20 protein-coding genes and 2 pseudogenes are annotated in these 26,209 nt (G+C 62.6%); 5 read left to right on the top strand and 17 right to left on the bottom strand.

What is annotated here, in order from left to right; genetic code table 11:
• Positions 1-7 precede the first annotated feature (7 nt).
• From AC27VQ_RS08450 to AC27VQ_RS08420, 7 genes are all read right to left on the bottom strand, one after another.
• Positions 8-1,438, bottom strand: a complete 1,431-nt coding sequence (locus tag AC27VQ_RS08450) for a capsular polysaccharide export protein, LipB/KpsS family (protein WP_488715933.1) — start codon at positions 1,436-1,438, stop codon at positions 8-10.
• Positions 1,439-1,608: 170 nt separating this feature from the next.
• Positions 1,609-3,636: a capsule polysaccharide biogenesis protein gene (locus tag AC27VQ_RS08445; protein WP_488715932.1), complete on the bottom strand. Its 2,028-nt coding sequence runs from the start codon at positions 3,634-3,636 to the stop codon at positions 1,609-1,611.
• 80 nt (positions 3,637-3,716) lie between these two features.
• On the bottom strand, positions 3,717-4,934 hold the full coding sequence (locus AC27VQ_RS08440; RefSeq protein WP_421590277.1) for a polysaccharide biosynthesis/export family protein: 1,218 nt from the start codon (positions 4,932-4,934) through the stop codon (positions 3,717-3,719).
• Between the two features lie 415 nt (positions 4,935-5,349).
• The gene (locus AC27VQ_RS08435) at positions 5,350-8,433 is read right to left on the bottom strand and encodes an efflux RND transporter permease subunit (RefSeq protein ID WP_488715931.1); all 3,084 of its coding nucleotides are present in this window, start codon (positions 8,431-8,433) and stop codon (positions 5,350-5,352) included.
• Positions 8,430-9,503 carry an efflux RND transporter periplasmic adaptor subunit gene (locus AC27VQ_RS08430; RefSeq protein ID WP_488715930.1) on the bottom strand — a complete coding sequence of 358 codons (1,074 nt, stop codon included), beginning with the start codon at positions 9,501-9,503 and terminating at the stop codon, positions 8,430-8,432. Before AC27VQ_RS08430 ends, AC27VQ_RS08435 begins: the two co-directional genes overlap by 4 nt.
• The gene (locus AC27VQ_RS08425; protein ID WP_488715929.1) at positions 9,500-10,570 is read right to left on the bottom strand and encodes an efflux RND transporter periplasmic adaptor subunit; all 1,071 of its coding nucleotides are present in this window, start codon (positions 10,568-10,570) and stop codon (positions 9,500-9,502) included. Before AC27VQ_RS08425 ends, AC27VQ_RS08430 begins: the two co-directional genes overlap by 4 nt.
• A gap of 557 nt (positions 10,571-11,127) precedes the next feature.
• Positions 11,128-13,452 (bottom strand): methyl-accepting chemotaxis protein, encoded by a 2,325-nt coding sequence (locus AC27VQ_RS08420; RefSeq protein ID WP_488715928.1) that lies wholly within the window; start codon positions 13,450-13,452, stop codon positions 11,128-11,130.
• Between the two features lie 382 nt (positions 13,453-13,834).
• Between AC27VQ_RS08420 and AC27VQ_RS08415 the strand changes: the two genes are divergently transcribed.
• Together AC27VQ_RS08415 and AC27VQ_RS08410 are read left to right on the top strand one after the other, a co-directional pair.
• On the top strand, positions 13,835-14,788 hold the full coding sequence (locus tag AC27VQ_RS08415; RefSeq protein WP_488715927.1) for a ring-cleaving dioxygenase: 954 nt from the start codon (positions 13,835-13,837) through the stop codon (positions 14,786-14,788).
• A gap of 70 nt (positions 14,789-14,858) precedes the next feature.
• Positions 14,859-15,414, top strand: a pseudogene (locus tag AC27VQ_RS08410) (NADPH-dependent FMN reductase).
• 66 nt (positions 15,415-15,480) lie between these two features.
• Here the strand turns inward: AC27VQ_RS08410 and AC27VQ_RS08405 are convergent.
• Both AC27VQ_RS08405 and AC27VQ_RS08400 read right to left on the bottom strand, forming a co-directional pair.
• The gene (locus AC27VQ_RS08405; protein WP_488715926.1) at positions 15,481-17,037 is read right to left on the bottom strand and encodes a VOC family protein; all 1,557 of its coding nucleotides are present in this window, start codon (positions 17,035-17,037) and stop codon (positions 15,481-15,483) included.
• A gap of 157 nt (positions 17,038-17,194) precedes the next feature.
• Positions 17,195-17,410 carry a hypothetical protein gene (locus tag AC27VQ_RS08400; protein ID WP_313527599.1) on the bottom strand — a complete coding sequence of 72 codons (216 nt, stop codon included), beginning with the start codon at positions 17,408-17,410 and terminating at the stop codon, positions 17,195-17,197.
• Positions 17,411-18,068: 658 nt separating this feature from the next.
• Here AC27VQ_RS08400 and AC27VQ_RS08395 point away from each other — a divergent pair.
• Complete coding sequence (locus AC27VQ_RS08395; RefSeq protein ID WP_488715925.1) at positions 18,069-19,493, top strand: efflux transporter outer membrane subunit; 1,425 nt, start codon at positions 18,069-18,071, stop codon at positions 19,491-19,493.
• A 2-nt stretch (positions 19,494-19,495) separates the two neighbouring features.
• Here AC27VQ_RS08395 and AC27VQ_RS08390 read toward each other — a convergent pair whose 3' ends face one another.
• Complete coding sequence (locus AC27VQ_RS08390; protein WP_488715924.1) at positions 19,496-20,170, bottom strand: GntR family transcriptional regulator; 675 nt, start codon at positions 20,168-20,170, stop codon at positions 19,496-19,498.
• Positions 20,171-20,299: 129 nt separating this feature from the next.
• Between AC27VQ_RS08390 and AC27VQ_RS08385 the strand changes: the two genes are divergently transcribed.
• Positions 20,300-21,139 (top strand): fumarylacetoacetate hydrolase family protein, encoded by an 840-nt coding sequence (locus AC27VQ_RS08385; protein WP_488715923.1) that lies wholly within the window; start codon positions 20,300-20,302, stop codon positions 21,137-21,139.
• 55 nt (positions 21,140-21,194) lie between these two features.
• Here AC27VQ_RS08385 and AC27VQ_RS08380 read toward each other — a convergent pair whose 3' ends face one another.
• From AC27VQ_RS08380 to AC27VQ_RS08355, 6 genes are all read right to left on the bottom strand, one after another.
• The gene (locus tag AC27VQ_RS08380; protein WP_313527591.1) at positions 21,195-21,356 is read right to left on the bottom strand and encodes a hypothetical protein; all 162 of its coding nucleotides are present in this window, start codon (positions 21,354-21,356) and stop codon (positions 21,195-21,197) included.
• 107 nt (positions 21,357-21,463) lie between these two features.
• Positions 21,464-22,087, bottom strand: coding sequence for a thermonuclease family protein (locus AC27VQ_RS08375; protein WP_488715922.1), 624 nt, complete (start codon positions 22,085-22,087; stop codon positions 21,464-21,466).
• 146 nt (positions 22,088-22,233) lie between these two features.
• Complete coding sequence (locus AC27VQ_RS08370) at positions 22,234-23,349, bottom strand: ABC transporter substrate-binding protein (RefSeq protein WP_488715921.1); 1,116 nt, start codon at positions 23,347-23,349, stop codon at positions 22,234-22,236.
• A gap of 145 nt (positions 23,350-23,494) precedes the next feature.
• The gene (locus AC27VQ_RS08365; RefSeq protein ID WP_488715920.1) at positions 23,495-23,728 is read right to left on the bottom strand and encodes a tautomerase family protein; all 234 of its coding nucleotides are present in this window, start codon (positions 23,726-23,728) and stop codon (positions 23,495-23,497) included.
• 94 nt (positions 23,729-23,822) lie between these two features.
• The gene (locus tag AC27VQ_RS08360) at positions 23,823-24,710 is read right to left on the bottom strand and encodes a dihydrodipicolinate synthase family protein (protein WP_488715919.1); all 888 of its coding nucleotides are present in this window, start codon (positions 24,708-24,710) and stop codon (positions 23,823-23,825) included.
• A gap of 179 nt (positions 24,711-24,889) precedes the next feature.
• Complete coding sequence (locus AC27VQ_RS08355; RefSeq protein WP_488715918.1) at positions 24,890-25,216, bottom strand: hypothetical protein; 327 nt, start codon at positions 25,214-25,216, stop codon at positions 24,890-24,892.
• A 223-nt stretch (positions 25,217-25,439) separates the two neighbouring features.
• Here AC27VQ_RS08355 and AC27VQ_RS08350 point away from each other — a divergent pair, with 223 nt between their 5' ends.
• A complete protein-coding gene (locus AC27VQ_RS08350) occupies positions 25,440-25,583 on the top strand; it encodes a hypothetical protein (protein WP_488715917.1) in 144 nt (47 codons plus the stop codon).
• Between the two features lie 74 nt (positions 25,584-25,657).
• On the opposite strand, the pseudogene AC27VQ_RS08345 reads toward AC27VQ_RS08350, so the two are convergent.
• A pseudogene (locus AC27VQ_RS08345) lies at positions 25,658-26,133 on the bottom strand (LysR family transcriptional regulator); the annotation flags it as partial.
• Positions 26,134-26,209 lie beyond the last annotated feature (76 nt).

Here is a 26,209-nt window from a genome sequence, read left to right as displayed (position 1 = left end):
AGTCAGCTTATGTGCCACCGGCAGCGCGCAGACGCTCGGGCGTGTAATTGACAGCGCCGACTGACGGCCGCAGTGGCGTTACGGATCCAGAGGATTCGACAATGTCACGCAACTTCATAAGAAGCGAATTCGCTGCAATTTCCATTCCCTCATAGGCATAGAAATCACCCGGCTGCAGGCATTTGCGGGTGATCCAATTCAGGTATTCACGCCGCAGGTTTGCTGGAGCCACATGACCAGACGACCAGAACTGATCGAGTTCGATACCCTTGTTGACACAAAAGGCGAGGGCTGGATGCCGATAGAATGCCTGGCCCAAAACGGCAAGTGGAACACCGTGCTGCAAAGCCGAGAGGCCTGATGTGCTGTTGATCGTTACCATGCCAGCAGAATGGCGTGTCAAAAGGCCGAGCGACCCGCCATCGAGGATATGAACCCGGTCGGCTACATTGTTCAGGACGCTTACCTGGCGAATGAATTGACTGTCCTGGCTGTGTCCGCGCTCCATGGGATGGATCTTGAACACGAGCTGAGCCGACGCGGGTGCGTTTCGCGCGAAGGATACGATCGATTTCAGAACGAGTTTCTGATTGCTCCAACCGCTCGCAGCGGCACCAAGCTGGCCGTCGTCATGCACCTGCAGCGGCACCAGATAGTACCGCTTATCGTGATATTCGAGCAGCCGCTCCATGCAGCGGTAATTGCGACCGAGATTGCTGAACTTCCTGTAGTAGTTCTTGATCCAGTAGAACATTTCCCGCACGAACGAGCGCTTCGGCTTGTGGAACAGCTTACGTTCGCTTGGCCTGGAGAATACACCACGCACGGCGAAATAGGTATAGGCGTAGGTCGCCATAGCGCCAAAGGAAGAAGGGAAGCTTACACCCTTCGGCCGTTCCGTTCGGGAGTCAGAGTCCCCCTCCTCCGGCAACTTACCCATGGCCGGGGAGCGCCAGTTATTGCCGCCAAGTTCCATCGTAACGAAACCGGGGCGAATATATCCCTCTTCAAGACAGAGGACTGGAACACCCAGCACCGCGCATTGCTCACTCGCAATTCGGTGGATTTCGCGCTCGCAGCCAAAAAGCACGACATAGTCGAAACCATGTTCACCGACAATCTCGGTAAACCATTCTCGCCAAGCGTCTGCAGTACCCGAGAAATGAAGATTCTGATTGCCGCGCGCAAAGAGCCGGTCGCCCGCATTGAAGCAGACTCGCCAGGCTTCGAAACCATTCTGATTGAGAAGATTCTGTACTTTGCGGAAGAACGGGCCAACCGGTCCCTGCAAAAGAAGCACGCGAGGCGCACTCTTGGAGGGAAAACGTTTCGAAAGCTTGCGGCGCAATGAAAGATTGATCAAGCGCGAACCGCGGGAAGAACCCTGCTCGGACTCAAATCGACCGGCCTTCAAATCTGGATCATGCTGCTCAGTCATGACAGGCTGGCTCAACTCGCAATGGTGCTGAAGGCACCCGTCATGGCATAAACCTGCCTCTTTAGCAATTGCATCCGCCACCCTTCTCCGAAAATCCCCTATGCGATGTGAACGGGCAACTATGTCCATGACCCGATCGGCACTGCAATCCCCACCTTGCGGTTATTATACTACCGCAACCGCGAGTCGCGCAACAAGACCCCCAATCGGTTTATTTGCTGCGCCGCACCCAAAAAAAGCATGCCAAGTGGACCCGACTTTTTCATGGCGCCGCCGGAAATTTCGGCGATCAGGTCCTCCGGTCGGCATGGAAGGCGGCTCAGGGGGTGCACATAGAACGGATAGACGATGAGGCTCGCGGCGACGAGCATATCGAGACTGATTCTGCGCCGGCGGCGCGGGATGGTCAGGCGGTCGTCAGTGAGGCCCCAGCCGGCATAGAACGGCATGCCATGCACGCCGACGGGCTTGCCGCGCAGCAGCGCTTCGAAACCGGTCAGCGACGTCATGGTTTCCACACGATCGGCCCAGGCGATCCATTGGAGTATGTCTCCATCCGTGGCGATTCGGTCCGCATCGCGCGGCGCCTCGCCGCCACTTCGAACGCCGGAGACCACATCGGGATGCGCCTTGTAGACGATGAAGGCGTCGGGAAAGAGCGCGCGTACTGCAGCGACGAGCCCGGCATTGGACTGCACCTTCGGTGAACCGTAGCGGATGGAGGCATCTTTCTCCACCTGACCGGGGACGAGGATCTTCATCCGTCCGTCCGCCACGACGGGCGCTTCGGTGACCGTGCCGAGATTATATTTCGAAACACCGCGGTCGATTAGAAGCTGGGCAAGGCTTCGGGCACGGGCCAGCAGGCGCTCGTCGAACACCCCCTCCGCGATCAGTGTTTCAAGGCGGCTCGCGCCCCGCGCGTCGTAATAGACATGATCATCGTCGATGGCGATCGAGGACGGAAGCGTCAGCGCCACACCGAGGCCCTTCGAGCGGATGAAGCCATCCTCGAGACGGATCGCGGGCACGGCATCCGGCAAAGGCCTGTCACTGCCCCACACCGCCACGATGCCGCCCGCCGCCTGTGCCGCCGGCACGGCCGCGTCCATGGAGCGCAGGTGCACGGGATCGCCCGCCATGCCCTTCAGGAACGGCGTCATGGCGCGGCGCTTCCACGGCGAAAACCCTGCCGTAAAGACCTTGCGGGTCAGACGGGAGCGCTGGTTGCGCGTGGTGATCGCCTGCTCGACAGCGCATTCCGCCGTACAGGGCTGCCGCGTGTGCAGGTCCAGATAGCGCGTGTATTCGAGAAAGGCCGCGTGGAAAACCTGCTCCAGGGAGGCTGGCGGCTTGGTGGCAGCCAGCTCTCCGTGATCCACCGTCAGGCCCCGGCCGGAATAATAGGTTGAGCCGAAGCAATGAACCGGCCGCCCGGCCATCAGCGCTTCGAAGCCGAGCTGGCTCGACACCGTATAGACGCTGTCAGCCTCTTCCAGCAGCGGCCAGGGGTTCATGCGCTCCGGCACGACGATCGACAGACCGAGCACCGCCGCGGCCCGGCGCAGCAGGCTCTTCTCGCCCGCGGCGGGATGGGTGCGCACGACGAGCGTCTTGCCCGGATTGGACGCCGCAGCATGCTCCAGCATGACCTGAAAACGCGCCGCGTTTGCGCCCGCTCCCGCAATGGAAGCATCGCCTGCGACCTGATCCACGAGGAGAACAAAGGGACGCCCTTGTGGCACACCGGCCGCTGCCGGGGTCACGAGCGGACTGTTGTTGTATTTGGACAGGCGCTCTTCCCGCAGCCACGCCATCAGCTGCCGCGCCCGCTCCAGCGCCAGCGGATCGGTCTGCGGCTGCGCCAGCAGGTTTTCGAGATCGTTTGGCTGCCGCGCGTCGAAATAGATGCCCTGCCGGTCGATCACATAGGAGTGGCTCGGCTCCGCCTGCCCCGGGGCGAAGCCGCGCAGAAAGCCGTCCTCAAGCGTCAGGACCTCCTTGCCGAACCGTTTGGCAAGCTGCACGGCGCGCATCCCCGAAGGACGCCGCCCCCAGCCGACAAAACCATCGACCCTGCGCGGAAGAACAAAGGGCCAGGCAACGATATCGGCGTCAAGCAGCCGCGCGATGTCGCCCCGCTGCTGCCACAGGCCATACGAAAGAAGCGCATAGGTCTTGCGTGCCCGATCGGCCATCCAGCTTCCTATCGATCAGGCGGATCGCCGCACCAAATCCGTGGCGCCTACCGGCACCACGGAGGCAACACGCGACGCCGTCAAAGCGCGTTTGCGGTACGCGTGATATTGTAGGCCGCACTGGATCCGCTGGAAAGAATGGTCATGAACTTCGCGAAATCCGTGGCGATGTGGCGCGACAGATAGATCACGTCCTTGTTCCGAACAGGGAAGTTCTGAGCGATGATATAGCTCTGCGTCGCGCCGAGATCGAGGCGATAGACGATCGGATAGCGTCCCTCGCCATCCGGCGCCATGCCGCGCGAGATCAGATCACGGAAGCGATCGTCACCGACGACACTGCGATAGACGTTTTCGTTTTCATAGCGGAAGACGAAATAGCCCTTGGGATCAGCCGTCGCGATATTGCCGCCGCCGGCGAGCGCTGCGGCCTCGACAAGGCTGAGCTTGGCGGCGTTGAACGGAATCTTGCCGCTCTTCTCCGTCTGGCCGAGCGCCGAGAACGTCTGCGGGTCGTAGCTGACATAGATTTGGTCGTCCGGCTTGACGTAGATGTCTTCCTTCGGATTGTCGATGACCGTCTGCAGGAGAACCGAGCGCGAGCGACCGCCGCGCTTCAGGCTGACATAGGTATCGTAAGGCTGCTTGGACGCGCCACCCGCCATGGCGATCGCCTCGCTGAGGTGAACGCCGTTCAGGCCCAGCGGTACGATCGAGGACTTGTTCACATCACCCTGGACAGACACGGTGCGCGAGGCATTGTCCGCCATCGCCACGATGACATCGGGCTCGACGGCCTTAGCCTTCAGCGCTTCGACGATGGTCGAGCGAGCGGAATCGATTGTCATGCCGGCAAAGCGGACGGAGCCGACATAGGGGATCTGGCCATGGCCATCCGGCTGCACGACGACGGGGATCGTCGTCGACTTGCGCTCGACGGTCGAGAAGAGGCCATCGGGACCGGCTTCGAAAATGGTGACTTCCAGGCGGTCGCCGACACCGATGACCGGCGTGCTGCCGCCACCGCCGAAGCCGAAGGTGCTCGAGAACCCCTGGCGAACGCCGGCATTCACACCATTGGCGACGCGCTGGTCGATATCGACGACGTCGAAGATGAGCTTGGTCTGGGGAATTTCGTAGGTCTTGCCGCCCGCGCCGGCGGAAAGCACTTCCTGCGTCAGCGGCCCGTCATTGGGGACCACGCAACCGGCCAGCGTCAACACCGTGCCGGCCGCAAGAATACGCGCAAATACGCTCAACGCCTTGCGCAGCCCGCTCACGTCTTCAATTCCGATCATCACACTGCATTTCCTGTTGACCGCGCCTTCATAGACACGAGGCAAGAGCCAGCCGCTCGCCACGACGGATCGGCATAGACATGCAGTTCAGACGTTTCGTCAAGTCCCATGACCAAACCTTGTCCCAATCACGCACACCCACACGGCCCCCGCCGACACCATGGAGCAAATCCCTTGCACATTCGTTACGGCCTGAAAAGCGGGCTTGCCCGTTTGTGTTCAAAATCAACTTTTTCCACCGGCTTTTTAACGGAGGGTGCGACAAAAAGAACGCAACCGCTCCCAGCCGACAGCAAAGACCAGCAAACTGGCCGCAGGCTTGTCCAGAGGAATCAGCAGCGCGCAAGCACGGCTCCTTTTCGGAACCGTGCCTTGCCTCACCCTTTCGAGGGATATGGGCGAAATTGAGAGAGCACTATGTCGCTTCAACCGGCTCCGGCTGAGCCACGGGCTCCTGCCGTTCTTCCGGCTTGATTCGGAACCAGGCGATGTAGAGTGCCGGCAGGAAGAGCAGCGTCAGCACCGTGCCGACGATGATGCCGCCCATCATGGCGTAGGCCATCGGCCCCCAGAACACTTCGCGCGAAATGGGGATGAGTGCCAGGCTGGCCGCGGCGGCCGTCAGCATGATCGGCCGCATGCGGTGTTCCGTCGCTTCCCGCACGGCATCCCAGGCATGCATGCCCTCCCGCCTCAGGTCCTCGATCTGCACGACGAGGATGACCGAGTTGCGGATGAGGATGCCGATCAGCGCAAGCACGCCGAGGATCGCCACGAAGCCGAGCGGCGCGCCGCTCCCCAGCAGCGCGATGACCACCCCGATGAGTGCGAGCGGCGCTACGGCGAAGACGAGGAACAGCCGCGAAAAGCTCTGCAATTGCAGCATCAGGATGGTGGCCATGGCAAACAGCATCAGCGGCACGACCGCGATGATCGGCGCCTGGCTGTTGGCGCTTTCCTCCACCGAACCTCCAATCGTGATCTGGTAGCCGGCGGGCAGTGTGTCGCGGAAGCTTGCGACGTCCTTGTCCATCTCCGAGACGATCGTCGCCGGCTGCACGCCGCCCGTGATGCTCGCCTTCACGGTGATGGTGGGCTGGCGCGAGCGGCGCCAGACGACGGGCTGCTCCATTTCGTAACGGAAGTTCGCGACGGCGGCGAGCGGCACGGAGGTGCCGTTTGCCGTTGGCAGCTGGAGCTGACGCAGGGTCTCAATGGATTCGCGCTCCACCGCCCGCGCCCGGCCGATGACGTCGATCAGATAGACGTCGTCGCGGATCTGGGTGACGGTGGTGCCGCCGGTGACGCCGTTCAGCGCCGAGGCGATATCCTGCGAGGTCACGCCGAGCTGGCGGGCCTTGTCCTGGAGGACATCGACCTTCACGACACGCGCCGGCTCGTTCCAGTCATAGACGATATCGCCGAGACGGCTGTTTCTGCCGAGCAATTCGCCGAACGCCAGCGCCTGGCTGCGCACCTCCTGGATATCGGGGCCGCTGAGGCGATACTGGATCGGCCGTCCTACCGGCGGGCCGATATCGAGCAGCTTGACCAGAGCATCCGTGCCGACGAAGGTTTTGCGCAAATAGTCCTGAAGATCGGCCCTCAGACGGTCACGCGCCTCCAGATCCTTGCTGACGATGACCGTCTGGCCGAAGGCCGGCGACGGCGGCTGCACGTCGAAGGACAGGAGGAAACGCACGGCCCCTTCCCCAACATAGGACGACCAGCGCTCGATATCCGGATTGCCCTTCAACTTTTCCTCTTCGAACTTGGCGATCTGCGCATTGGTCTCGGCAATCGAGGCGTTCTGCGGCAAGGCCCAGTCAATGACGAGTTCCGGACGGTCCGACGACGGGAAGAACTGCTCCGGCACGAAGCGCATGGCGAAGACCGAGACGAAGAAGATGAGCACGGTCGCAACGATCGTCGTCCATTTCCAGCACATGCAGACATCGAGGATGCGCGCGAAGGTGCGGCCGAACCAGCCCTTCTGCTCATGATGGCTCTTCATGCTCTTCGGCAGGATCGTGACGCCGAGCAGCGGCGTGAAGATGACCGCCACGACCCAGGAGACGACGAGCGAGATCGCGATGACCACGAAGAGGCTGAAGGTGAACTCGCCGGCGGCACTGCTGTTAAGGCCGATCGGAATGAAGCCCGCCACTGTTACCAATGTACCGGTCAGCATGGGGAAGGCGGTGGACGTATAGACATAGGTCGCCGCCTTGCGCAGCGTGTCGCCCGCCTCCAGCCGTGCCACCATCATTTCGACGGCGATCATGGCGTCGTCGACCAGCAGGCCGAGCGCGATGATGAGCGCGCCGAGCGAGACGCGCTGCAACGATATGCCGTCGTAATACATGAAGACGAAGGTGATCGCGAGCGTCAGCGGGATCGAGAGCGCCACGACGAGACCGGCGCGTATACCGAGGCTGACGAAGCTGACGATGAGAACGATGGCGACCGCCTCGAACAGCGCCTGCGTGAAGCCCGACACGGCCTCCTCGACAACCTTCGGCTGGTCGGAGACCAGATGCACATCGACGCCGACGGGCAGGTCATGCGAGAGGATTTCGATTTCCTTCTCCACCTTCGCGCCGAATTCGAGCAGGTTGGCGCCCTGCTTCATGCCGATGGCAAGACCGATCGCCGTCTCGCCGTTAAAGCGGAAGAGGCTGGACGGCGGATCCTCGTAACCACGGGTGATGGTGGCGATGTCGCTCAGGCGGAAGAAGCGGTTGTTGACGCGCAGATTGACGTCGCGAAGGCTGTCTTCCGACGAAAACTGCCCGCCGACGCGCACGCTGACGCGCTCGCCGCCGGCCTGCACCACGCCGGAGGGCGCAATGGCGTTCTGCGCCTGCAAGGTCGAGACGACCTGCTGGGTGGAGATACCGAGGGCCGCAAGCTGGCGGGTCGAGAATTCGAGATAGATCACCTCGTCCTGCGCGCCGACAAGATCGACCTTGCCGACATTCGGCACGGTGAGGATGCGCGTGCGGGCATTCTCGACATAATCGCGCAGCTGGCGCGGCGTAAGGCCGTCGGCGGTGAATGCATAGATATTGCCGAAGACGTCGCCGAAGCGGTCGTTGAAGGCGGGGCCGACAACGCCGGAGGGGAACTGCCCCCTGATATCGTTGATCATATTGCGCACCGTCAGCCAGGTGCCGGGCACGTCGCGGGCGCGAGTCGTCGGCTTCAGGTTGACGAAAACCAGCGTCTGGCCCGCCGTCGTGACGCTGCGGCTAAAATCGAGCGATTCCAGTTCCTCCAGCTTGCGCTCGATGCGCTCGGTCACCTGCCGCGTCGTCTCCTCCACGGAGGCGCCGGGCCAGGCGGCGCTGATCGTCATGGTCTTGATGACGAAGGACGGATCCTCTTCGCGGCCGAGATTCTGGTAGGTGAAGAAGCCGAGCAGCGCGAAGACGATCATGAAGTACCAGACGAGCGATGCGTGTTCGAGCGCCCAGTCAGAAAGGTTGAACGTCTTCATAGGTTTGCCTCGTCTTCGATCTTCACTTTCTGGCCTTCCTCGAGGCTGTGCACCCCGGCGGTGACGACGCGGTCGCCGTCCTTCAGCCCCTTGGCCACCGGCACGGAACGGCCGGCGACGGCGCCCGTCTCGATGGCGGCGAGATGCACCTCGCCCTTGGCCGCATCGACCAGCCAGACATGCGGCTTGCCGTCCTTTTCCAGCACGGCTGTTTCCGGCACCATGATCGCCGTCAGATTCGGTCCTTCGAGTTCGGCTGTGATGGTCGTGCCGAGCCGCACCGTATCCGGCGGGTTTTCCAGGGCGATCTTCACCCGGCGCGTGCGTGTCACGGCATCGGCCGAGGGTGCCACCTCGCGCACCGTGCCCTTGACGGTGATGGCGGGATTGATCTGCAGCGACACCGTGAAGCGGCTGCCGACAGCGATGGTTTCCGCCGTCTCGGGAATATCGACGACGGCGTCGCGTTCTTCCGGGCGGGCGACCGTGACGATGGCTTCGCCCGGCGAAACGGTCTGGCCGACCTCGGCTCCCGTCGCGACGACCACGCCGTCGAATTCCGCTTCAATCCGCGTATAGGAAAGTTGCTCCTCCGCCTTCACCAGCGCCGTGCGGGCGCGGATGAGGCCGGCATCGGCCGCCTCGCGCGACTGTTCGGCGCTTTCGACGGCAGCTTTCGCCGCGGCGTTGGATTGCAGCAGCGTCTTCTGCCGGTCCTCGCTGGCCACCGCGCTCGAAAGCGTCGCCTCGGCGCTGGAAAGCTCCGCCCGCGCCGAGCGGACCGCCAATTCATAGGCCGTCGCGTCCAGAACGGCGAGCACATCGCCCTTCTTCACGAGATCGCCAACATGCACGGAGCGCGAAACGAGCCGGCCAGCAACACGCGAGCCCAGCGCCGCCTGCACCTTCGCCTGCACCGTGCCGGCAAAGTGCGTGCCGGGCAGCGCAGTCGGCGTCACGACGATGGAGAGCACGGGCCGCGGCGGCGCGGCGGCCTCCTCTTCCTTCTTGCAGGCAGAGAGCGCCAGGGCCGCGGCGAGAGCAAGCGCGAGCGGAACGGGCGTCCTCATGGGGTGGCTCCTTCGAGGGCGGTCACGGTCTGGCCGGGGCGCAAAAGCTTGGTGCCGTCGGCGACATAGGTCTCGCCCTCCTCGACACCATCGAGAACCAGCGCCGAGCCGGTTTCGAAGGACAGAACCTGGACGGGACGAAGGCTGACCGTGTTCTTCGCCTTGTCGACGATCCACAGCGCCGGCTTGCTCGCGACGCCCGACAGCGCCTGCCAGGGCACGACGGCGACACGCCGCGGCGCAAGGGCGCCGACGCCGACGACCGACGCGCCAAGCGTCATTTCCGGCGGTGTCCGGTCCATGGCGATCTTCACGCGCACCGTGCCGGTCTGCGTGTCGATGGTCGGCGAGACCTCGCGCACATTGCCCGTCGTGCGCACCTTGTCGTCGCTGAGCAGGGTGACGATCACGCCGTCCTTGGCCGGCTGGGCGAAGAACAGCGATTCATAGACATCGAAGACCGCATCGCGCGGGCCGGTATCGGCGATGGTGAACATGGTCTGCGCCGCCTGGGCCACCTGGCCCGTCTCGGCAAGACGGGCGGTGACGATGCCGTCCGTCGGTGCGCGCAGTTCCGTATAGGACAGCACATCCTTGGCCGTGTCGCGCTGGGCGATGGCGGATTCGCGGGCGCTCTCGGCGGTGCGCAAGGCCGTTTCGGCGTCGTCGAAATCGCGCCGCGTGCTGATGCCGTCGTTCAGAAGCGATTTCTGGCGGTCGAAATTGGCACGGGCCAGCTTGAGCTGCGCATCCGCCGCGCGCACCCCGGCTTCCGCAGCCTCGACATCCGCCTTCTGCTCCTCGGGGTCGAGCCGGGCAAGTACCTGTCCTTCCTTTACAGCACTTCCGACATCGACGAACCAGCCGGTGATGCGGCCGCCGACGCGGAAGGAGAGATCCGTCTCCACCCGTGCGACGACCTCACCCGTGATGGTGACCGATTGTTCGCGTTCCTCGAAATGCACCGGCGCGATGCGCACCGGCCGCGCCATGCCGTCGGCAAGCGCCGGTATGGGGGTGGCAGACAGCAAAAGGGCCGCCAGCATCATTCTGCCCGATCGGGTCATCGTCATCTCCAGCTTTGCAGAAACCCCATTTAATATGGGTCCTCATTATATCGCGAAGATCAGACTGGCAAGCCTCAACACCATCGGGCGTTGCGCCAGCTGCGCCCGAGTGTGGCGAAGTTCAGGAAAAAAGCCAACCGGCAAGGCGCTGTGATAGGGAAATATAATAAATCATATTTTTCAGCGGCCTAGCATACAGGCAAAAGCTCGGAGAGTGATCCCGCGCTGCAAACAACAAAGCCGCCGGCTGCACCGGAACCTTGCTGGTTCCTTGCGTGCAGCCCGGCGGCCTTATCGGAGCATCATTCGTTGGACGCTTCTCTTCGGTCCCCTCTGGACCTGTCAAAGAGTAAGCAGGAAGCGTGCCAAGCGGAGAAAATCCCGATTCAAAAGTGATTTCATATTACTAAAGAAATGCCTAAATCATCGAAGCCGCAAAGCGGTGATCACAACCTGTGCAATTCCTGGGCAAAGCACAAAATTTGCGCGGCTCTCCGACAAAAGAAAAAGGCGGCCCGTCACCGGACCGCCCTTCCCCCTCAGCCCCAGGGGAAATCTCAGAATTCTTCCCAGTCCTGTGCCGCGGCAGCGCTGGCCGTTGCGGCCTGCCCGCCGCCGAAGGCGCGAGTGAGCTTGCTGCCGAGCGCACGGGCACCGGATGGTGCCGGACGATGCTCGACAGCCGAAGCCGCAACCGGACGCGACGCGGTGGCACCTGTTCCGAGGCGGAACTGCGCCAGCAGCGTGTTGAGCGCGGAGGCCTCCGTGGCGAGCGCATGGCTTGCTGCGGTCTGTTCCTCGACCATCGCCGCATTCTTCTGCGTGCCCTGGTCGATCGAGTTCACCGCGGCGCTGATCTCATGCAGGCCCGTCGACTGTTCACGGGCAGAGCGCACGATGGCAGCAACGTTCTGGTCGATTTCCTGCACCTGATCGACGATTTCCGACAGCGCCGAGCCGGTCTCGCCGACCAGCGTCACGCCGAGATTGACCTGCTCGCCGGATTTGGTGATGAGCGCCTTGATCTCCTTGGCGGCATTGGCCGACCGCTGGGCAAGTTCGCGGACTTCCTGCGCGACGACCGCAAAGCCCTTTCCCGCCTCACCCGCACGGGCAGCTTCGACACCGGCATTGAGTGCCAGCAGGTTGGTCTGGAAGGCGATCTCGTCGATCACGCCGATAATGTTGGAGATTTCGCGCGAGGAGGTCTCGATGCCGCTCATCGCCGTGACGGCACGGCGCACGACCTCGCCCGATTTCTCGGCGCCCATGCGGGTGCGCTCGACCAGTTGGCCGGCATCTTCCGCACGCTTGGTAGCGTCCTTGAGCGAGGTGGTGATCTCCTCCAAAGCAGCCGCCGTCTCCTCGACGGAAGCCGCCTGCTGCTCGGTGCGCTTGGCGAGATCGTCGGAGGCCGAGCGGATTTCCGCCGAGCCTGCCTGAATGGCATTGGCATTGCCGCCGACCGAACGAAGCGCCGCCTGGAGCTTCTCGACGGAGGCGTTGAAATCGTGGCGCACCTCGTCGAGCGAGCCGGCAAAGGCAGTGTCGATGCGGTGGGTCATGTCGCCGTCTGCCAACCGCTGAAGACCATCGGCCAGCGCCTCGACGGCATGGCGCGTCTGGCGCTCCTGTTCGGCCGCCTGTTCGGCCCGCTGGCGGCGCTCGTCTTCCGAGAGCGCGCGGTTCTGCTCGGCCTCGCCTTCGAGGCGAATCTTGGCGAGCGTCGCATCGCGCAGCACGGCCAGCGAACGGGCCATTTCGCCGATTTCGTCCTGACGCTCGGATTCAGACAGATCGACATCTGTACGGCCGCGGGCAATCTCGCTCGTAGCGGAGATGACGGTGGCGAGGCGCTTGCGGAAGCGCGTGGCGAGCAGCCAGCCGACGACGATCATCAGGCCGGTAGCGATGGCGATAACGATGAGCGAGGTGATGGCCAGCGTCGAAAGGCTAGCGAACAGAACGGATTTCGGCACCGAGACGACGGCGAACCAGATCGATCCAGGGTTCACATTAACCGGAACGGCAACCGCCATGGAGGCGATTCCGCTCGCGTCCGTCAGCTCGAAAGCTTTGCCCGGATTGTCGATCAACTGCTGCCAGGCCGCCGCATCAAGGCCGGAATCCTTCAGCGACTTGCCGAGCGCTGCCTTGTCCGGATGGCTGATGACACTGCCGCCGGCGCTCAACAACGCGACATAGCCTTCCCCGAGCGGCTTCAGCTTGGCGATGTCGGCCGCGAGCGCATCGAGCGCAATGTCGGTGCCCGCCATGCCCTTGAAGGTGCCGTCGAACATCAGCGGCACCACGAAGGACGTCATCATCGTGTCCTTGCCGCCGACATTGTACTGATAGGGCTCGGAGAGGTAATCCTTGCCGGTATTCTTCGGCACCTGGTAATAGTCGCCCGGACCGGGCTTATCGTAATCGACCAGCGCTTCGATCGTCGTGCCGCCGTTCGCCCGGATCGTGTAGGGGATATAGCGACCGCTCGCGTCGTGACCGGGCTTGCCGATGTAGTCGGCATCCTTGCCGTCGAAGGCATTCGGTTCCCATGCCGTATAAACGCCCACGGCGATCGGGTTTTCCGTGAGCAGCCGGTCCATCATCGCGTTGAACTTTTCGCGGCTGGGCGCCTCATCCTGTTTCATCGCAAAGAGCACGGAGCGCATGTTCCAGCTCAACGCCTTCACTCCGGCGAAGGTGGTCTCCACCTTGCCGGCGCTTGCCTGTGCCGAATTGACCATCTCGGAAACCGAACGCTCCTGCACCGCATTGTAGGAGAGCCAGAGCAAAACGCCCGCCGTCGCCACGGTCGTGGCAACACCGGCCGCCACAATGGCGAACATGTTTCGGGCAGTCGCAGTCTTGGGCAGCATGAAACGTCTCCTGAAGGGCGCGGGGAGCGCGCCGGCAATTAATAAGAAAATTGCGGAACATGCCGTCGGCACGGCGAGACAGGGACGAAATCATTTCGCAGGCGGGTAGCGTAAGCGCAAGCTGGTTTATGAAACGATAAAATTCGGATGATCGCATATTGGAACAGAATGGGTGGATAAAACGCTGTTGCCGGAAGGCCTGAACGGCACGAGGCGCAGACGATCCCCGCCAGCACACGCGCACCGTTCAGGAAAAGTGAACAATCCGTTCGCCACCCCCGGTCTTCCGGCAGCGCGGTCCAGGGGCGATATTCGCTTCAACAGACGGCCCCGACGGCGGGACCGCACGAACATCCCGGACGCTTCCGGAGAGGAGTTTGCCATGACCCTTCAGCTTACCGGCATCCATCATCTGACCGCGATCACCGCGAATGCGGCGGAGAACCTGCGCTTCTATACGCAGACACTCGGCCTGCGCCTCGTCAAGAAGACCGTCAACCAGGACGATACCAGCGCCTATCATCTCTTCTATGCCGACGGGCTCGCCTCGCCCGGCTCGGACCTCACCTTCTTCGACTGGCCGGTCGGCCATGAGCGGCGCGGCACGCACAGCGTTTCCCGCACGGGCCTGCGCGTCGCCGCCCTTGCGACGCTCGAATGGTGGAAGGCCCGCTTTGCCGAGGAGAAGGTCAAGGCCGGCGACATCAGAGAGATCGGCGGCCGCGCCACGCTCGATTTCGAGGATGGCGAAGGCCAGCGCTTCCGCCTGACGGTCGACAATGCCGGCGCGCCTTCCAATCCCTGGGACAGGAGCCCGGTTCCGGCCGAACACCAGATCAAGGGCCTCGGCCCGATCACGCTCAGCGTGCCCGACATCCGCAACACGGAGACGGTGCTCGTCCATGTGATGAACATGACGCAGACCTCGACCTATCCGAACCCGGATGGCGAAGGTGAGGTTCATGTCTTCTCGATGGGCGAAGGCGGTCCGGCCGCCGAGCTGCATGTCGCCGTCGAGCCGAAGCTGCCGGCCGCCCATCAGGGTGCGGGCGCCGTGCACCACGTCGCCTTCCGCGCACCGGATATCGACGCGCTGCATGCCTGGACGGAGCGCCTGCGCGGCTTCCGCCTGCCCTCCAGCGGCGAGGTCGAGCGCTTCTACTTCCGCTCGCTCTATTTCCGCGAGCCGAACGGCATCCTGTTCGAGATCGCCACCGACGGTCCCGGCTTTGCCTTGGACGAGCCGATGGAGACGCTCGGCGAAAGCCTGTCGCTGCCACCCTTCCTGGAGCCGCGCCGGGCGCAGATCGAGGCCAGGCTGAAGCCGCTCGCTTAAGCCCTTAACGAAACCCCGGCGTGACAAACCGTCCGCCGGGTTTTTTGATGTCTGAAAACGGAGAACCGACATGACGAAACTGGTCCTTATCTCGGGCAGCCTGCGCAAGGGCTCCTTCAACACCGCGCTCCTGCGCGCCGCGCTGACGATGGCGCCCGAAGGCGTCGAGCTCGTCGAAGGCTCGATCCACGGCATTCCGCTCTATGATGGCGATGTGGAAGCAGCCGAGGGCGTTCCCGATGCCGTGACGCGCCTCAAGGACCTCGTCGCCGGTGCCGACGGTGTCATTCTCTTCACGCCGGAATACAACAACGGCATTCCCGGTGTTTTCAAGAACGCCATCGACTGGATGAGCCGCCCCTCCTCCGACATTTCCCGCGTCTTCGGCAACAAGCCCTTCGCCATCACCGGCGCATCGCCCGGCAATTTCGGCACGCTGCTTTCGCAGGAAGCCTGGCTGGATCATGCGCACGCTCGGCACGGTGCCGTGGTTCGGCGCCAAGCTGATGGTTTCGCGCGCCGGGTCTGTCATCGCCGATGGCAAGATCGTTGATGAGGCCACAGAGAAGAAGCTGCGCGATTTCGTTTCCGGCTTCGCCGCCTTCGTCGCGCACTACACACGATAATTCGATGATACAAAAAGGAGGGCGCACCTTGCGGTGTGCCCTCCTTTTCTTTTGCCATCACCGGCCTCAGCCGATGATGCGCTCCTTGTAGGCCTTGGCCAGTTCGAGATCGGCCGTGCCGATATCGTGACCGGCAGCCAGCAGCTTGCTTTCGACCGTCGCGCCCGATGTCTTGAGCAGCGCCTCAAGATCCCCGGCAAACCGGCCATAGGGATCCGACTGGCCCGACACCATCAGCACGTTGACGCCCGAGAGATCGGCCGCCGGCGCGTTTTCCAGGACATTCATGCCGCGCAACAGCACCGCATTGCGGATGATGCCGGGATGCAGCAGCATGACGGCACCGATCATGTTCGCGCCGTTGGAATAGCCGACGAACAGCGTTTTTGCCGGATCGAACCCGTAGGCGGCATTTGCCCCTTCCATGAAGGCCGCAAAGGCTTCCGCCTCACTGACAATGTCCTTCTGGTCGAAGGTCGTTGCTGTGATTCGGCGGAAGAAGCGCGGATAGCCCTCATCCGCGCTGCGGCCGCGCGGGCTGAGCAGCACCGCGCCCGGCGCCAACCGCACGCCAAACGGCAGAAGGCTCGTCTCGTTGCCGCCCGTGCCGTGCAGCAGCACGATCGCGGTACCGTCGGGGGTCTCCGGGCGATGCACCCGATGAATGAAAGGCAGGTCTCGTTCGGTCATTCTTTCTTCTCCTGGCAAGGAAAACTGCGGAAGGCGCGCCCGGACATCCGCCGGATCGGCACCGAAATGTTTCGGGACGAAGAGCGTGGTGCCCAGCGTCTCCGGGGTTTCGTCGATCGTCATGCCGGGACCGTCGGTCGCATATTCGACAAGCGAGCCGCCGGGTTCGCGCACATAGAGCGAGTAGAAGTAGGTGCGGTCGTGCATGTTGACGTCACCCGCATCCTCCGCCGCCAGCCTTTCGGCAACGGCCTCGACGGCCGCCCTGTCCGGTGCACGCAGCGCGATATGGTCGATCGTCCCCGTACCGGGGGCCGAGGTCCAGAAACCACTGGCATCGCGGATGTCGAGGATATCGCCGGCATCACCGGCAAGCCGTTTGATACCGTTTGCCTCGGCAACCGCGCGGAAGCCGAAATGGCTTCCGATGAAGGCCGCCGTCTCCGCCGGTTTTTCCGAAAAGATCGTCGCACCGCGGATGCGCTGAATGGCATCCTCGGCCGTGATCTCCTTCGTGACATGCGGCGCCGGACCTTCCACGCCGGCCTCGCCGACCAGCTTGACGATGATGCCATCCGGGTCCTTCAGCCGAAGCACGGGTTCGCCGAACTCCTGCGTGGGACCGGTCATGGCGACAGTCTTCGTCAAGGCACGCGTCAGCCAGAAGCCGATCGCCTCCGGCCGGATCGCGAAAGCGATCTCGGCGGGCTGGCCGAGACCGACCCGGCCGGGAGAACCATCCTCCCAGGCCAGAAAGGTGACCAGCGAACCGGGGCTGGCGGCCGCGTCGCCATAGAAGAGGTGGAGCTGATCGGCGTCTTCGAAGCCGGCCGTACGCTTGACGAGTTTCAGGCCCAGGAAGCCTGCGTAGAAATCGACGTTCGCCTGGATTTTCCGGGTAATACCGGTGATGTGATGGATGCCGCTCTGCATGGGGCACCTCCTTTCGAGAGGTACCCAATCAAAATTCCGCACCCCGCGCCAGCCGGCGTCCGGTGAATGGATTGTTCACAAAAAGAAACGGGCCCTGCGCAAAGCAAGGCCCGTTGTCTTCAAGCATGAAACGATGCCGTTTCGTGAAAATTCAGGTTCAGGCCGCGACACTGGCCGGGTTCATCGCCCGCTGGGCAGCGGACGGGTCGTTGAGGAGACGGCGAATCGCCGCGCGCACCTCGTCTGCCGATGAGAAACGCTGGGAATCCAAATCCCATACGGAATATTTGACGGCCACGAACTTTAGCCGATCCTCATCTGGAACGACGACGCCCAAGGCTTCTCCGCCGATTTCGATAACCTGCTTTTGCATAACAACTCCTGCCGCACCCAAAGGCACAGCCAATTTTCATTTGCGCTAAAATCGAAGAGGGAATTTCAGATTACGTTCGACGGAGCGTCGACGTTTTCCCGGCAATCGCTTCACGACAGGAGCACGCCACACACGCGGAGGCGATGCTGTTGATATGATACATGTCACACTCCCTCTTGTTGGCGCTGACGCTGAAAAAGGATGCGTCAGGATGGACCGAAACAAAAACGCATGCGGCCCTCATGCGATGCTGCAACACATAATAGGGTCTCCTCTCGATGTCAATGGAATCCGCAGGATTTTGGAATAAATTGCTGCCGGATTTGTGTGACAATTCGAATCGCAAAATAATCTTCGCGCTTGCAGCATTTTTCAGGAAAATATGTCGCGAAGACGGACATTCCCGGGAAATACCGTGACGCAACCTGGCGGGGCGTCGCAAATCAGCCGCTTTCGCAAGGCGAGCAAATTCAAAGCGACCGAGCAAATACTCCAGTTGCTGTGCGGCCACACCCGCAGAAGGAAGCGGGGAAAAAACGCTGTGGGACCATTCTTTTTTTGCGAAGGACTCGATCTGGGGTCCAAACATGAATAAAGAGTGAATCGCACATATGTTCCGTTAAGTTTAGTAGGCCGCGACGGCCGGCAGGATAGACCCATGAATTTCACCAGGACGCTTTTTCCTCTGAGCATGCTCCTCCTGTCAGGCTGCGTCGTCGGCCCCGACTATCAGAAGCCCGAGACCGCGCTGCCCGCGAAGTTCTCGGAAAGCAAGGCGGCGAGCGCCGACAATGTGACGCTCAATCCATGGTGGGAATCCTTCCGCGACAAGCGTCTCAACGATCTCGTCCATCAGGGCATGAACGAAAACCTGACGGTTCTGCAGGCGCTCCAGCGCATCGACGCGGCCGAGGCGAATGTCATCGTCGCCGGTGCCGGCGCCCTTCCGAGCATTGGTGCATCAGCCGATGGTACTGTAAGTGGTCGGGACGGCAGCTATCTGCGCCGCACCACCACGAGCGATCATTCCGAATCGAAATCCCTCAACGCTGGTCTCAGCGCTTCCTGGCTGCTCGATTTCTTCGGCCAGTATCGCCGCCAGAAGGAAGCCGCCAACGCCTCGCTCGACGCCGCCTATGACGACGTCAACGTCGCGCGCCTCGCCTATCTCTCGGACCTCGTGTCGAGCTACGTCAATGCGCGCTACTATCAGGAAGCTCTGGCGCTCTCGCGCAAGAACCTTCAGTCCCGCCGTGAAAGCCTCAAGCTGACCAACGAGATCAAGGAAGCGGGTGCGGCCTCCAGCCTCGACGTGCTGCAAACCGAAGGCCTCGTCAACCAGACGCTCGCCGACCTGCCGGCGCTGGAAACCGGCTTCCACCAGTCGGCCAACCATATCGCGACCCTGCTCGGCGTTCCCGCTGCTACGATCACGTCCAGCCTGATCAAGGGATCCTCGCAGCCGATGCCGCGTTATGCCACGCACACCGGCGTTCCGGCCGATCTCATCCGCAACCGTCCGGATATTCGTGCAGCCGAACGCCGCCTTCAGGCCGCGACGGCGGCGATCGGCGTCGCGGAAGCCGATCTTTATCCGAGCATCGAACTCGGCGGCTCGATCGGCGCAACGCGCAACTTCAACCCCGTGGCCGGCAGCCTCTCCAGCTGGTCCTTCGGCCCGACACTTTCGCTGCCAATCTTCAACGGCGGCGCGCTCAAGGCGCAGATCAAGATCGCCCGCTCGGAAGCCGAGCAGCAGTACCTGACCTGGAAGTCGACGGTGCTGAATGCCGTCGAGGAAGTGGAAAACGCCCAGACCGCGCTCATCCGCGACGGCCAGACGGTCGCCGCCCTGCGCAAGGTCGTGAATTCCTACGAGCAGACGCTGAACCTCGCCCGCGAAAGCTATCGCGGCGGCGCCAGCACCATCCTCGACGTCCTCGATGCCGAACGCAACGTCGCTACGGCCCGCCTGTCGCTCGCTTCGGCGATCCGCCAGCTCGCCCGCGACTATGTCTCGCTGAACGTCGCCATCGGCGGCGGCTCGGCCATCGGCACCCCGGCCGTCGTGGCCACCAAGTAGAGTTAGGCAGAAAAGAACCCTTCGAGCGCTGCGGCCGTCTGGCCGTAGTGCTCGCGAAGGGCCTCGGCAGCGCCTTGCGCATCGCGCGCCAGCGCGAGCTCCATCAGTCGGCGATGTTCGCCGGCGACATCCCGCGCTCCGCCGTCCAAACTAACGGACAGGCGCCGGTAGCGGTCCGCCCGCGAAAACAGCTTCTCACAGAGTTCCAAAAGGATCGGCGAGCCGCAGGCCGAGACCAGCGCTGCATGGAAGGCCGCATGCCGCGCCTCCCAGTCCTCGCGCATGGCCGAGGGAAGATCCTCCCGCACCTGTGGGATGCGCACCATCAGGTGGTGTGCGGCAACGACCCTTGCCTCCCAGTCCGCATCGCCGTTCAGCACCGACAGCCGCAGCGCCTCGCCTTCGCAAAGCTGGCGCGTCGCCGTGACATCGCGCAGTTCCGCCAGCGACAGCGGTGCGACGGTGTAGCCACGGTGATCGTCGAGCACCGTGAACCCTTCCGCCGTCAATCGGGCCAAAGCCTCGCGCACCGGGGTCACGCTCATGTTGCAGAGCGCCTGAAGATCGGCAAAGCGCAGCCGATCACCCGGCTTGAAGGTCCCCGCACCGATCGCCTGACGGATAGCCTCATAGGCATCGCCCGCCAGCGTGCGGCCGCTCGTGCGCTTCTGCTCCATGTCACCTCATTTTATAAAGTCGTGCACATTTTCGAAAATCGTTGACTCCATGTAAAACCGGATAGATGGTGCCTGCAACCGAAATCGGTCACGCCGGTCGCAAGGGCCGGCATTTGAATGGAGGACAGCATGAAACTGGTGCGCTTTGGCGCGGCGGGCGCGGAGAAGCCCGGATTGATCGACGCGGATGGCAGGATCCGCGACCTCTCGGGCGTCGTTGCGGATATTTCCGGCGATGTGCTGAGCCGCGCCGGCCGCGAGCGCCTGCGCGCCCTTGATCTGGCAAGCCTGCCGCTCGCACCGGAAGGCAGCCGCTACGGCGCCTGCGTCGGCCGCGTCGGCAACTTCATCGCCGTCGGCCTCAACTATGCCGACCACGCCGCCGAAAGCGGCATGGCCGTGCCGGCCGAGCCTGTGCTGTTCAACAAGGCTCCCTCCTGCATCGGCGGTCCCGACGATACGATCCTCATCCCGCGCGGCTCGGAAAAGACCGACTGGGAAGTCGAGCTTGCCGTGGTCATCGGCGAGCGCGCGTCCTATGTCTCCGAGGCCGATGCCCTGAACTATGTCGCGGGTTACTGCGTCTGCAACGACATTTCCGAGCGTGCCTACCAGATCGAGCGCGGCGGCCAGTGGACGAAGGGCAAGGGCTGCCCGACCTTCGGCCCGATCGGCCCCTGGCTGGTGACGGAAGACGAAGTGGACACCGCAGATCTTGCCATGACGCTGAGCGTCAACGGCGAATTGGTGCAGAACGGTTCGTCGAGCACCATGGTGTTCAAGGTGCCCTTCCTCGTGCACTACATCTCGCAGTTCATGGTGCTGGAGCCCGGCGACGTCATCACGACGGGCACGCCGCCCGGCGTCGGCATGGGCATGAAGCCGCCGCGTTATCTGAAGCCCGGCGACCGCATGGAAGTCTCCATTGCCGGTCTCGGCACGCAGCGCCAGGTCGTGGCCGCCGGCTGAGCGGCAACCTCAAAAAGCGAGAGGGGCCTCAAGGGCCCCTCTTTCGTTTCGGCGATCAGTGGAAGGTCGCGGGCGACGCCTGGTCATCGAGAATGCGGAAGGCTTCATCCAGTGCAGCCACCAGAATGTCCGTCAGTTCGTCCGCATCGTTTTCGAGGAGGAAAAGCGCGACCGTCGCATTGTCAGGATCGCTGTAGCGCTCGAGGTCGTTCGACATATCATTGTCCTTTTTCAGCCGGTACCATCCCGGTTGATGCAAACCATAGCGACGCAGGCTTGCGCATGGCTTGTGCCGGAAAGAGACAGCGTTCGCAACAACGAATGTCAGCCGCACCAGGATTGATGGCGCCCCGTCCAGGACCGGGCAAAGCCCTCCTGAACAAGCCGCTGGCCGATCGACTGGCCGCCGCGCATCACGAGATGCCGCCCCTCACCCCTGGCCGCGACCAGCGAAACATCGCCCTCGCTCAGGATTTCCCGCAGGCGCAGCTTCGCATCCCCGCCGCGCGAGCGTTCCGCATCGCATTTCGCCTCCGCAATGGAAGGTGCATCGATATCGGCTAGCCGCACCTTCTGGCCGGCATAAAGGATCGTGCTGCCGTCGAGCACGCAATAGTCGGTCTGCGTCGTGCAGATGAACCATTTTCCGGAGAAGGCCGGTAGCTTTTCCGCCGCCGGCAACGCCTGCTCTTCGAGCTGGGAGGGCCGCTGCTTCGGCTTGACCTGCACCGTCTCGCGCGCGGCCTTCTTTTCCGTGCGCTCGATGGAGGCCGTGCGAATGCCTGTCGCCGAAGGCTCCGGTCCCGGCCCGCGATAATCCATATAGACGATCCCGCCGATCACAGCCGCGCCCAGCACATACCAATGCGCCATGCCGCCGCCCCGCGCCGCCGGCGAAGCCCGCTTCGCCCCCGTCGTCTTTTTCCGTCTGGTCGTCTTCTTCGCCATGCCCGATCTCCTGGGCAGGACAGTGCGACGATCTCTTGAAGATATGGTTACCTAAACACCTTTGCCGCGCCATCGGATCGAAGCGCCGACATGAAAAGGCCCGGCGCTGGGCCGGGCCTTTCAATCCTGGATCCGCTTGCGCGGCCTTACTGCGCGATCGGCGCGTAGTTGCCGTTGCTCCAGCGGTTGATGTCGTAGCTGGCATCCTTCAGGTCGCCCTTCTCGTCGAAGGTGACGGTGCCGACGACGGTGTCGATCGGCTTTCCGTCCTTCAGTGCCTTGGCGACTTCGGTCGGGTCATCCGAGCCGGCACGCTCGATGCCCTGGGCGAAGGCCTGGATCACGGCGTAGGAGAAGAGCGTGAAGCCTTCCGGCTTGAAGCCGCCGGCCTGGATCTTCGCGACGGCTTCCTTCGCCTCCGGCTTTGCCTGCGGATCGGACGGGAAGACGAACATTGTGCCTTCGCCGGCCGGACCGGCCACCTGCCAGAATTCCGGCGAGGCGATGGAATCGGGCATGATCAGCTGGAACTTGTAGGCCTGCTCAGCCGCCTGGCGCAGAATAAGGCCGGCTTCCGGGTGATAGCCGCCGAAATAGACGACATCGACCTTGGCGTCCTTCAGCTTGGTGACGAGCGCATTGTAGTCCTTCTCGCCGGCATTGATGCCTTCGGCCAGCACTTCCTTGAGACCATTGGCGTTCATCGTGGCGCGCACCGCATCCGCAACGCCCTGGCCATAGGCCGTCTTGTCATGCAGCACGGCGACGTTCTTGCCGGCATATTGCTTGGCGATCCACGGGCCGATAAAAGCACCCTGCGCGTCGTCGCGCGTATAAAGGCGCATGATGTTCGTCCAGCCCTTGGCGGCGGCATCGTCCGTCATGACCGGGTTCGACGACGCCGGGCTCATCATCAGCGTGCCGTTTTCGGCATAAACGGCCGACGCCGGGATGCTCGAGCCGGAGCAGGCATGGCCATCGACGAACTTGATGCCGGCCGCAGCAATACGGTTGGCAACCGAAACGGCCTGTTTGGGATCGCACTGGTCGTCTTCGAACTGCAGCTTGATCTGCTTGCCCATCACGCCGCCCTTGGCGTTGATGGCATCGGCGGCGGCCTGGGCACCCTGCTTGAACTGGTCGCCGATCGTCGCGAGCGGACCGGTGAGCGGGCCGGCGACGGCGAAGGTGATGTCTTCAGCCCGCGCGGCAGTGCCCATGAGCAGGCCAAGCGCCGTGCCGAGGATCAGAATCTTTCTCATATCTCAACTCCCTTTTTGCCCGCTTTCTTGCAGGCTTCTCCCAAAATAAAATTCCGACCCTTTGTGAAAAAGAGCGGCCAGTATTCGAACCACTCCCGCAAGCCGGGGGCAAGCCCCGTTCAATCGGAATTCGCGGGGCGGCGCTTCAATCCTCCGGGCCGTAACCCGGCATCCTGTAGATCGTGCCGGAACGCTCCCGGATGTCAGGCCCATAGACCTTCGCCATCCATTCCTCGTCCTTGAAATCCTCGATCCCGACCGAGACGAGATCCTCGCCGCAGCCGAGCGTCGTCGTCACCGCTCTGGTGAGGGCTTCGGCAAGCGCCTGCTTCTGCTCTTCGCTCCGCCCCTCGAGCATTTTCAATATGACGTGCGGCATCATCCTCTCCTCTGCATTTTCGCATTTCAGGAGAGGAGCTTAGACCGAGCGGAACGGATATCTCAAGCCGGGATGCGCAATCCCGCGACGGACATTATTGCAGGCTTTTCAGCGCGGCCTTCACCCGGAGACGATCGGCGGTGCCGAGCGGCAGAACCGGCCGCGGCGGAAGGACTTGGCAGAGGTCGAGCAACTCCGCGATGGCATACATCACACGGAAGCTGCCGAACTGCTTGAACAGCGCCCAGAGCGGTTCAAAACGCGCATCGATCCGTTCGGCTTCCGCCAGGTCGCCGGCCATAGCGGCGCGGGTCAGGGCGAGCGCTTCGGCAGGCAGGAGCCCGCCGGCCACACTGTACCAGGCGTCACCACCCGACAGCAGCGATTGGCCTGCACCCCAGTCACCGCTATAGCCGATGGAAAAACCTTCGGGTGTCAAAGCGCTGAGCCGGGCAAGCTCACGTCGAAAATCGCCGTCGGTGGGCAGCGGCATCTTGATGGCATCGATGCCGGGAAGCGCGGCGAGCCGCGCGATGAGACCATCGCTGAAGACGAAGCGCGTCGTGCCCGGATTGTTGTAGATGCAGAGCGGCAGGTCGCCCGCCGCCGCAACACTTGCCATATGCTGAAAGACTTCCTCTTCGGTGAGCGGCGTATAGGACATCGGCGCGAGCAGCAGGCCGTCCGCACCCGCCGCCTTCGCATCGCGGGCAAGCGCTTCGGCCTCGTCGGTGCGCAATGCGCCGACACCGACGATAACGGGAATCCTGCCGCCGACACTTTCCATCGCCGCATCCACCGCACGCCGCCGCTCGTCGCGCGAGAGAAAGGCATAGCCGCCCGTGCTGCCGAGCAGGCCTATGGAATCTGCACCGGCGCGCGCGATGCGGTCGAGCAGACGGCCAAGCGTCGCCGTGTCGACATGACCCGCCGCATCCGTCGGGGTAATGGAAAAGGCCGAGAGGCCATTGAAAAGCGCCATCCTATTCTCCTCTCGCCAATCATAGACCATCCGGCCGCTTGAAAGCGATCAACCGCATTGTCACCGCGACAAATCCTTACAAAAGCGCCCGCCGCCCACCAGCCAGAAACTCTTGCAGGTGCATTGCATAAAAAAGGCCCCGATAGGCGGGGCCTTTTTCATCATCTCGCGAAGTTGGATCAGTTATTGCCGGCCCATTCACAGACGCGGGTATCACCCTCACTGCGTGCCGTGGCGCCGTTCGTGGAGCAGTCCGACTTCATCTTGGCGCGCTGCTCATCGTTCAGGCCGGCCCAGTTCTTCGACCATTCCGCTTCGGGACGAAGCGTACGCGCCTTCATGTCGCTGTAGAAGACGTTGCCGGTCGCTTCGTCCATCTGCATCATCTGCGCCTGATCGCCCGCATTGGTCGTATCCGAAGCGGCTTGGCCGCTGCTGGTCTGGGCGAAGGCAGAAAAACCGATAAGCGTGGCGGCGGCAGCAATCGTGGTGAATTTCGTAAACATGGAAATCTCCTCTTTGGCGCGGTCAAGTCCGCATGCTCTAAGAACACCCCATGCGAGGCAATGTTCCGGTCACGATGAAAGCAAGTCACGCGGCAGGGAATGCAGGAATCACGTAAATCAAGGCTGGAACAATTGGGCGATCTATTGGTTATTTTTCAGTTCTAGGCCGGTTATATCTTGCGTCACCAGGCATGGCGCGATTCTTTCACAGCGAGATTAATCTATGCGAACAAACCTCATCGGCATGTGCTTGCTCGCGACCTTCATCGTCATTTTCGGCTCGATCCTGAGCATGGCCCTCTTCACCTCTCAGGAAGGGCCTTCGGCCGTAAGCGTAGAAGCCGTCGCCAAAACGCCGACCGATTAAGCGCAACGTGACTTCGGCAGCAAGATCATGCTGACCTGCTCTCAAAGGCGCCCGGCGTTTTTGTTATTTTTTCAAAGAAGGGTCGGCTTGCGCGACAGGCAGCTTACGTCATAGACCGCGAGATCAATGACGCCATCGTTGAAAAGCGTGACAAGCCGCCGGTTGGGCTCGATGAGGATATCGATTTCGATATCGGGGTTCTGATCCCGGAAGTTGCGCAGGATTTCAATGAGGTGATCGGCCGCGAAATCCTCGCCGACGCCGAGCCGGACGCGGTCCCGGATCGTCTTGCCGCTCAGCCTTTTGCCCGCCTCGTCGGCAAGGTAACGATCTCGCGGGCATAGGGAAGCATGATCTGCCCTTGCGCCATCAGCGAAAGCCCATTGGACGAGCGCAGAAACAGCCTGACGCCGACGAGATCTTCCAGCTTGCGAAGCTGCATGCTGACGGCGGCCTGTGTCCGGTTGAGCGTCACGGCCGCCCCGCTGACGGTTCCGATTTCGGCGACCGCCAGGAACGCTCTGAGCAGATAGGAGTCGAGATCAAGCATGCAAACTCGGCTCCATGACGGGACGCCGGATGGCAGCGCATTCGCAGGCGTCATCCCTACCCTTCACCATAACAAA

The organism is Shinella sp. 20P9.1.1 (genome assembly GCF_057798995.1).
The sequence above is the reverse complement of the archived record's forward strand: the minus strand, read 5'-3'. Positions and strand labels throughout refer to the sequence as shown.

Bases quoted from the DNA above. Each gene is read 5' to 3' on its own strand.
- AC27VQ_RS08450 (WP_488715933.1), bottom strand. From the start codon at position 1,438: ATGACTGAGCAGCATGATCCAGATTTGAAGGCCGGTCGATTTGAGTCC.
- AC27VQ_RS08445 (WP_488715932.1), bottom strand. From the start codon at position 3,636: ATGGCCGATCGGGCACGCAAGACCTATGCGCTTCTTTCGTATGGCCTG.
- AC27VQ_RS08440 (WP_421590277.1), bottom strand. From the start codon at position 4,934: ATGATCGGAATTGAAGACGTGAGCGGGCTGCGCAAGGCGTTGAGCGTA.
- AC27VQ_RS08435 (WP_488715931.1), bottom strand. From the start codon at position 8,433: ATGAAGACGTTCAACCTTTCTGACTGGGCGCTCGAACACGCATCGCTC.
- AC27VQ_RS08430 (WP_488715930.1), bottom strand. From the start codon at position 9,503: ATGAGGACGCCCGTTCCGCTCGCGCTTGCTCTCGCCGCGGCCCTGGCG.
- AC27VQ_RS08425 (WP_488715929.1), bottom strand. From the start codon at position 10,570: ATGACCCGATCGGGCAGAATGATGCTGGCGGCCCTTTTGCTGTCTGCC.
- AC27VQ_RS08420 (WP_488715928.1), bottom strand. From the start codon at position 13,452: ATGCTGCCCAAGACTGCGACTGCCCGAAACATGTTCGCCATTGTGGCG.
- AC27VQ_RS08415 (WP_488715927.1), top strand. From the start codon at position 13,835: ATGACCCTTCAGCTTACCGGCATCCATCATCTGACCGCGATCACCGCG.
- AC27VQ_RS08405 (WP_488715926.1), bottom strand. From the start codon at position 17,037: ATGCAGAGCGGCATCCATCACATCACCGGTATTACCCGGAAAATCCAG.
- AC27VQ_RS08400 (WP_313527599.1), bottom strand. From the start codon at position 17,410: ATGCAAAAGCAGGTTATCGAAATCGGCGGAGAAGCCTTGGGCGTCGTC.
- AC27VQ_RS08395 (WP_488715925.1), top strand. From the start codon at position 18,069: ATGAATTTCACCAGGACGCTTTTTCCTCTGAGCATGCTCCTCCTGTCA.
- AC27VQ_RS08390 (WP_488715924.1), bottom strand. From the start codon at position 20,170: ATGGAGCAGAAGCGCACGAGCGGCCGCACGCTGGCGGGCGATGCCTAT.
- AC27VQ_RS08385 (WP_488715923.1), top strand. From the start codon at position 20,300: ATGAAACTGGTGCGCTTTGGCGCGGCGGGCGCGGAGAAGCCCGGATTG.
- AC27VQ_RS08380 (WP_313527591.1), bottom strand. From the start codon at position 21,356: ATGTCGAACGACCTCGAGCGCTACAGCGATCCTGACAATGCGACGGTC.
- AC27VQ_RS08375 (WP_488715922.1), bottom strand. From the start codon at position 22,087: ATGGCGAAGAAGACGACCAGACGGAAAAAGACGACGGGGGCGAAGCGG.
- AC27VQ_RS08370 (WP_488715921.1), bottom strand. From the start codon at position 23,349: ATGAGAAAGATTCTGATCCTCGGCACGGCGCTTGGCCTGCTCATGGGC.
- AC27VQ_RS08365 (WP_488715920.1), bottom strand. From the start codon at position 23,728: ATGCCGCACGTCATATTGAAAATGCTCGAGGGGCGGAGCGAAGAGCAG.
- AC27VQ_RS08360 (WP_488715919.1), bottom strand. From the start codon at position 24,710: ATGGCGCTTTTCAATGGCCTCTCGGCCTTTTCCATTACCCCGACGGAT.
- AC27VQ_RS08355 (WP_488715918.1), bottom strand. From the start codon at position 25,216: ATGTTTACGAAATTCACCACGATTGCTGCCGCCGCCACGCTTATCGGT.
- AC27VQ_RS08350 (WP_488715917.1), top strand. From the start codon at position 25,440: ATGCGAACAAACCTCATCGGCATGTGCTTGCTCGCGACCTTCATCGTC.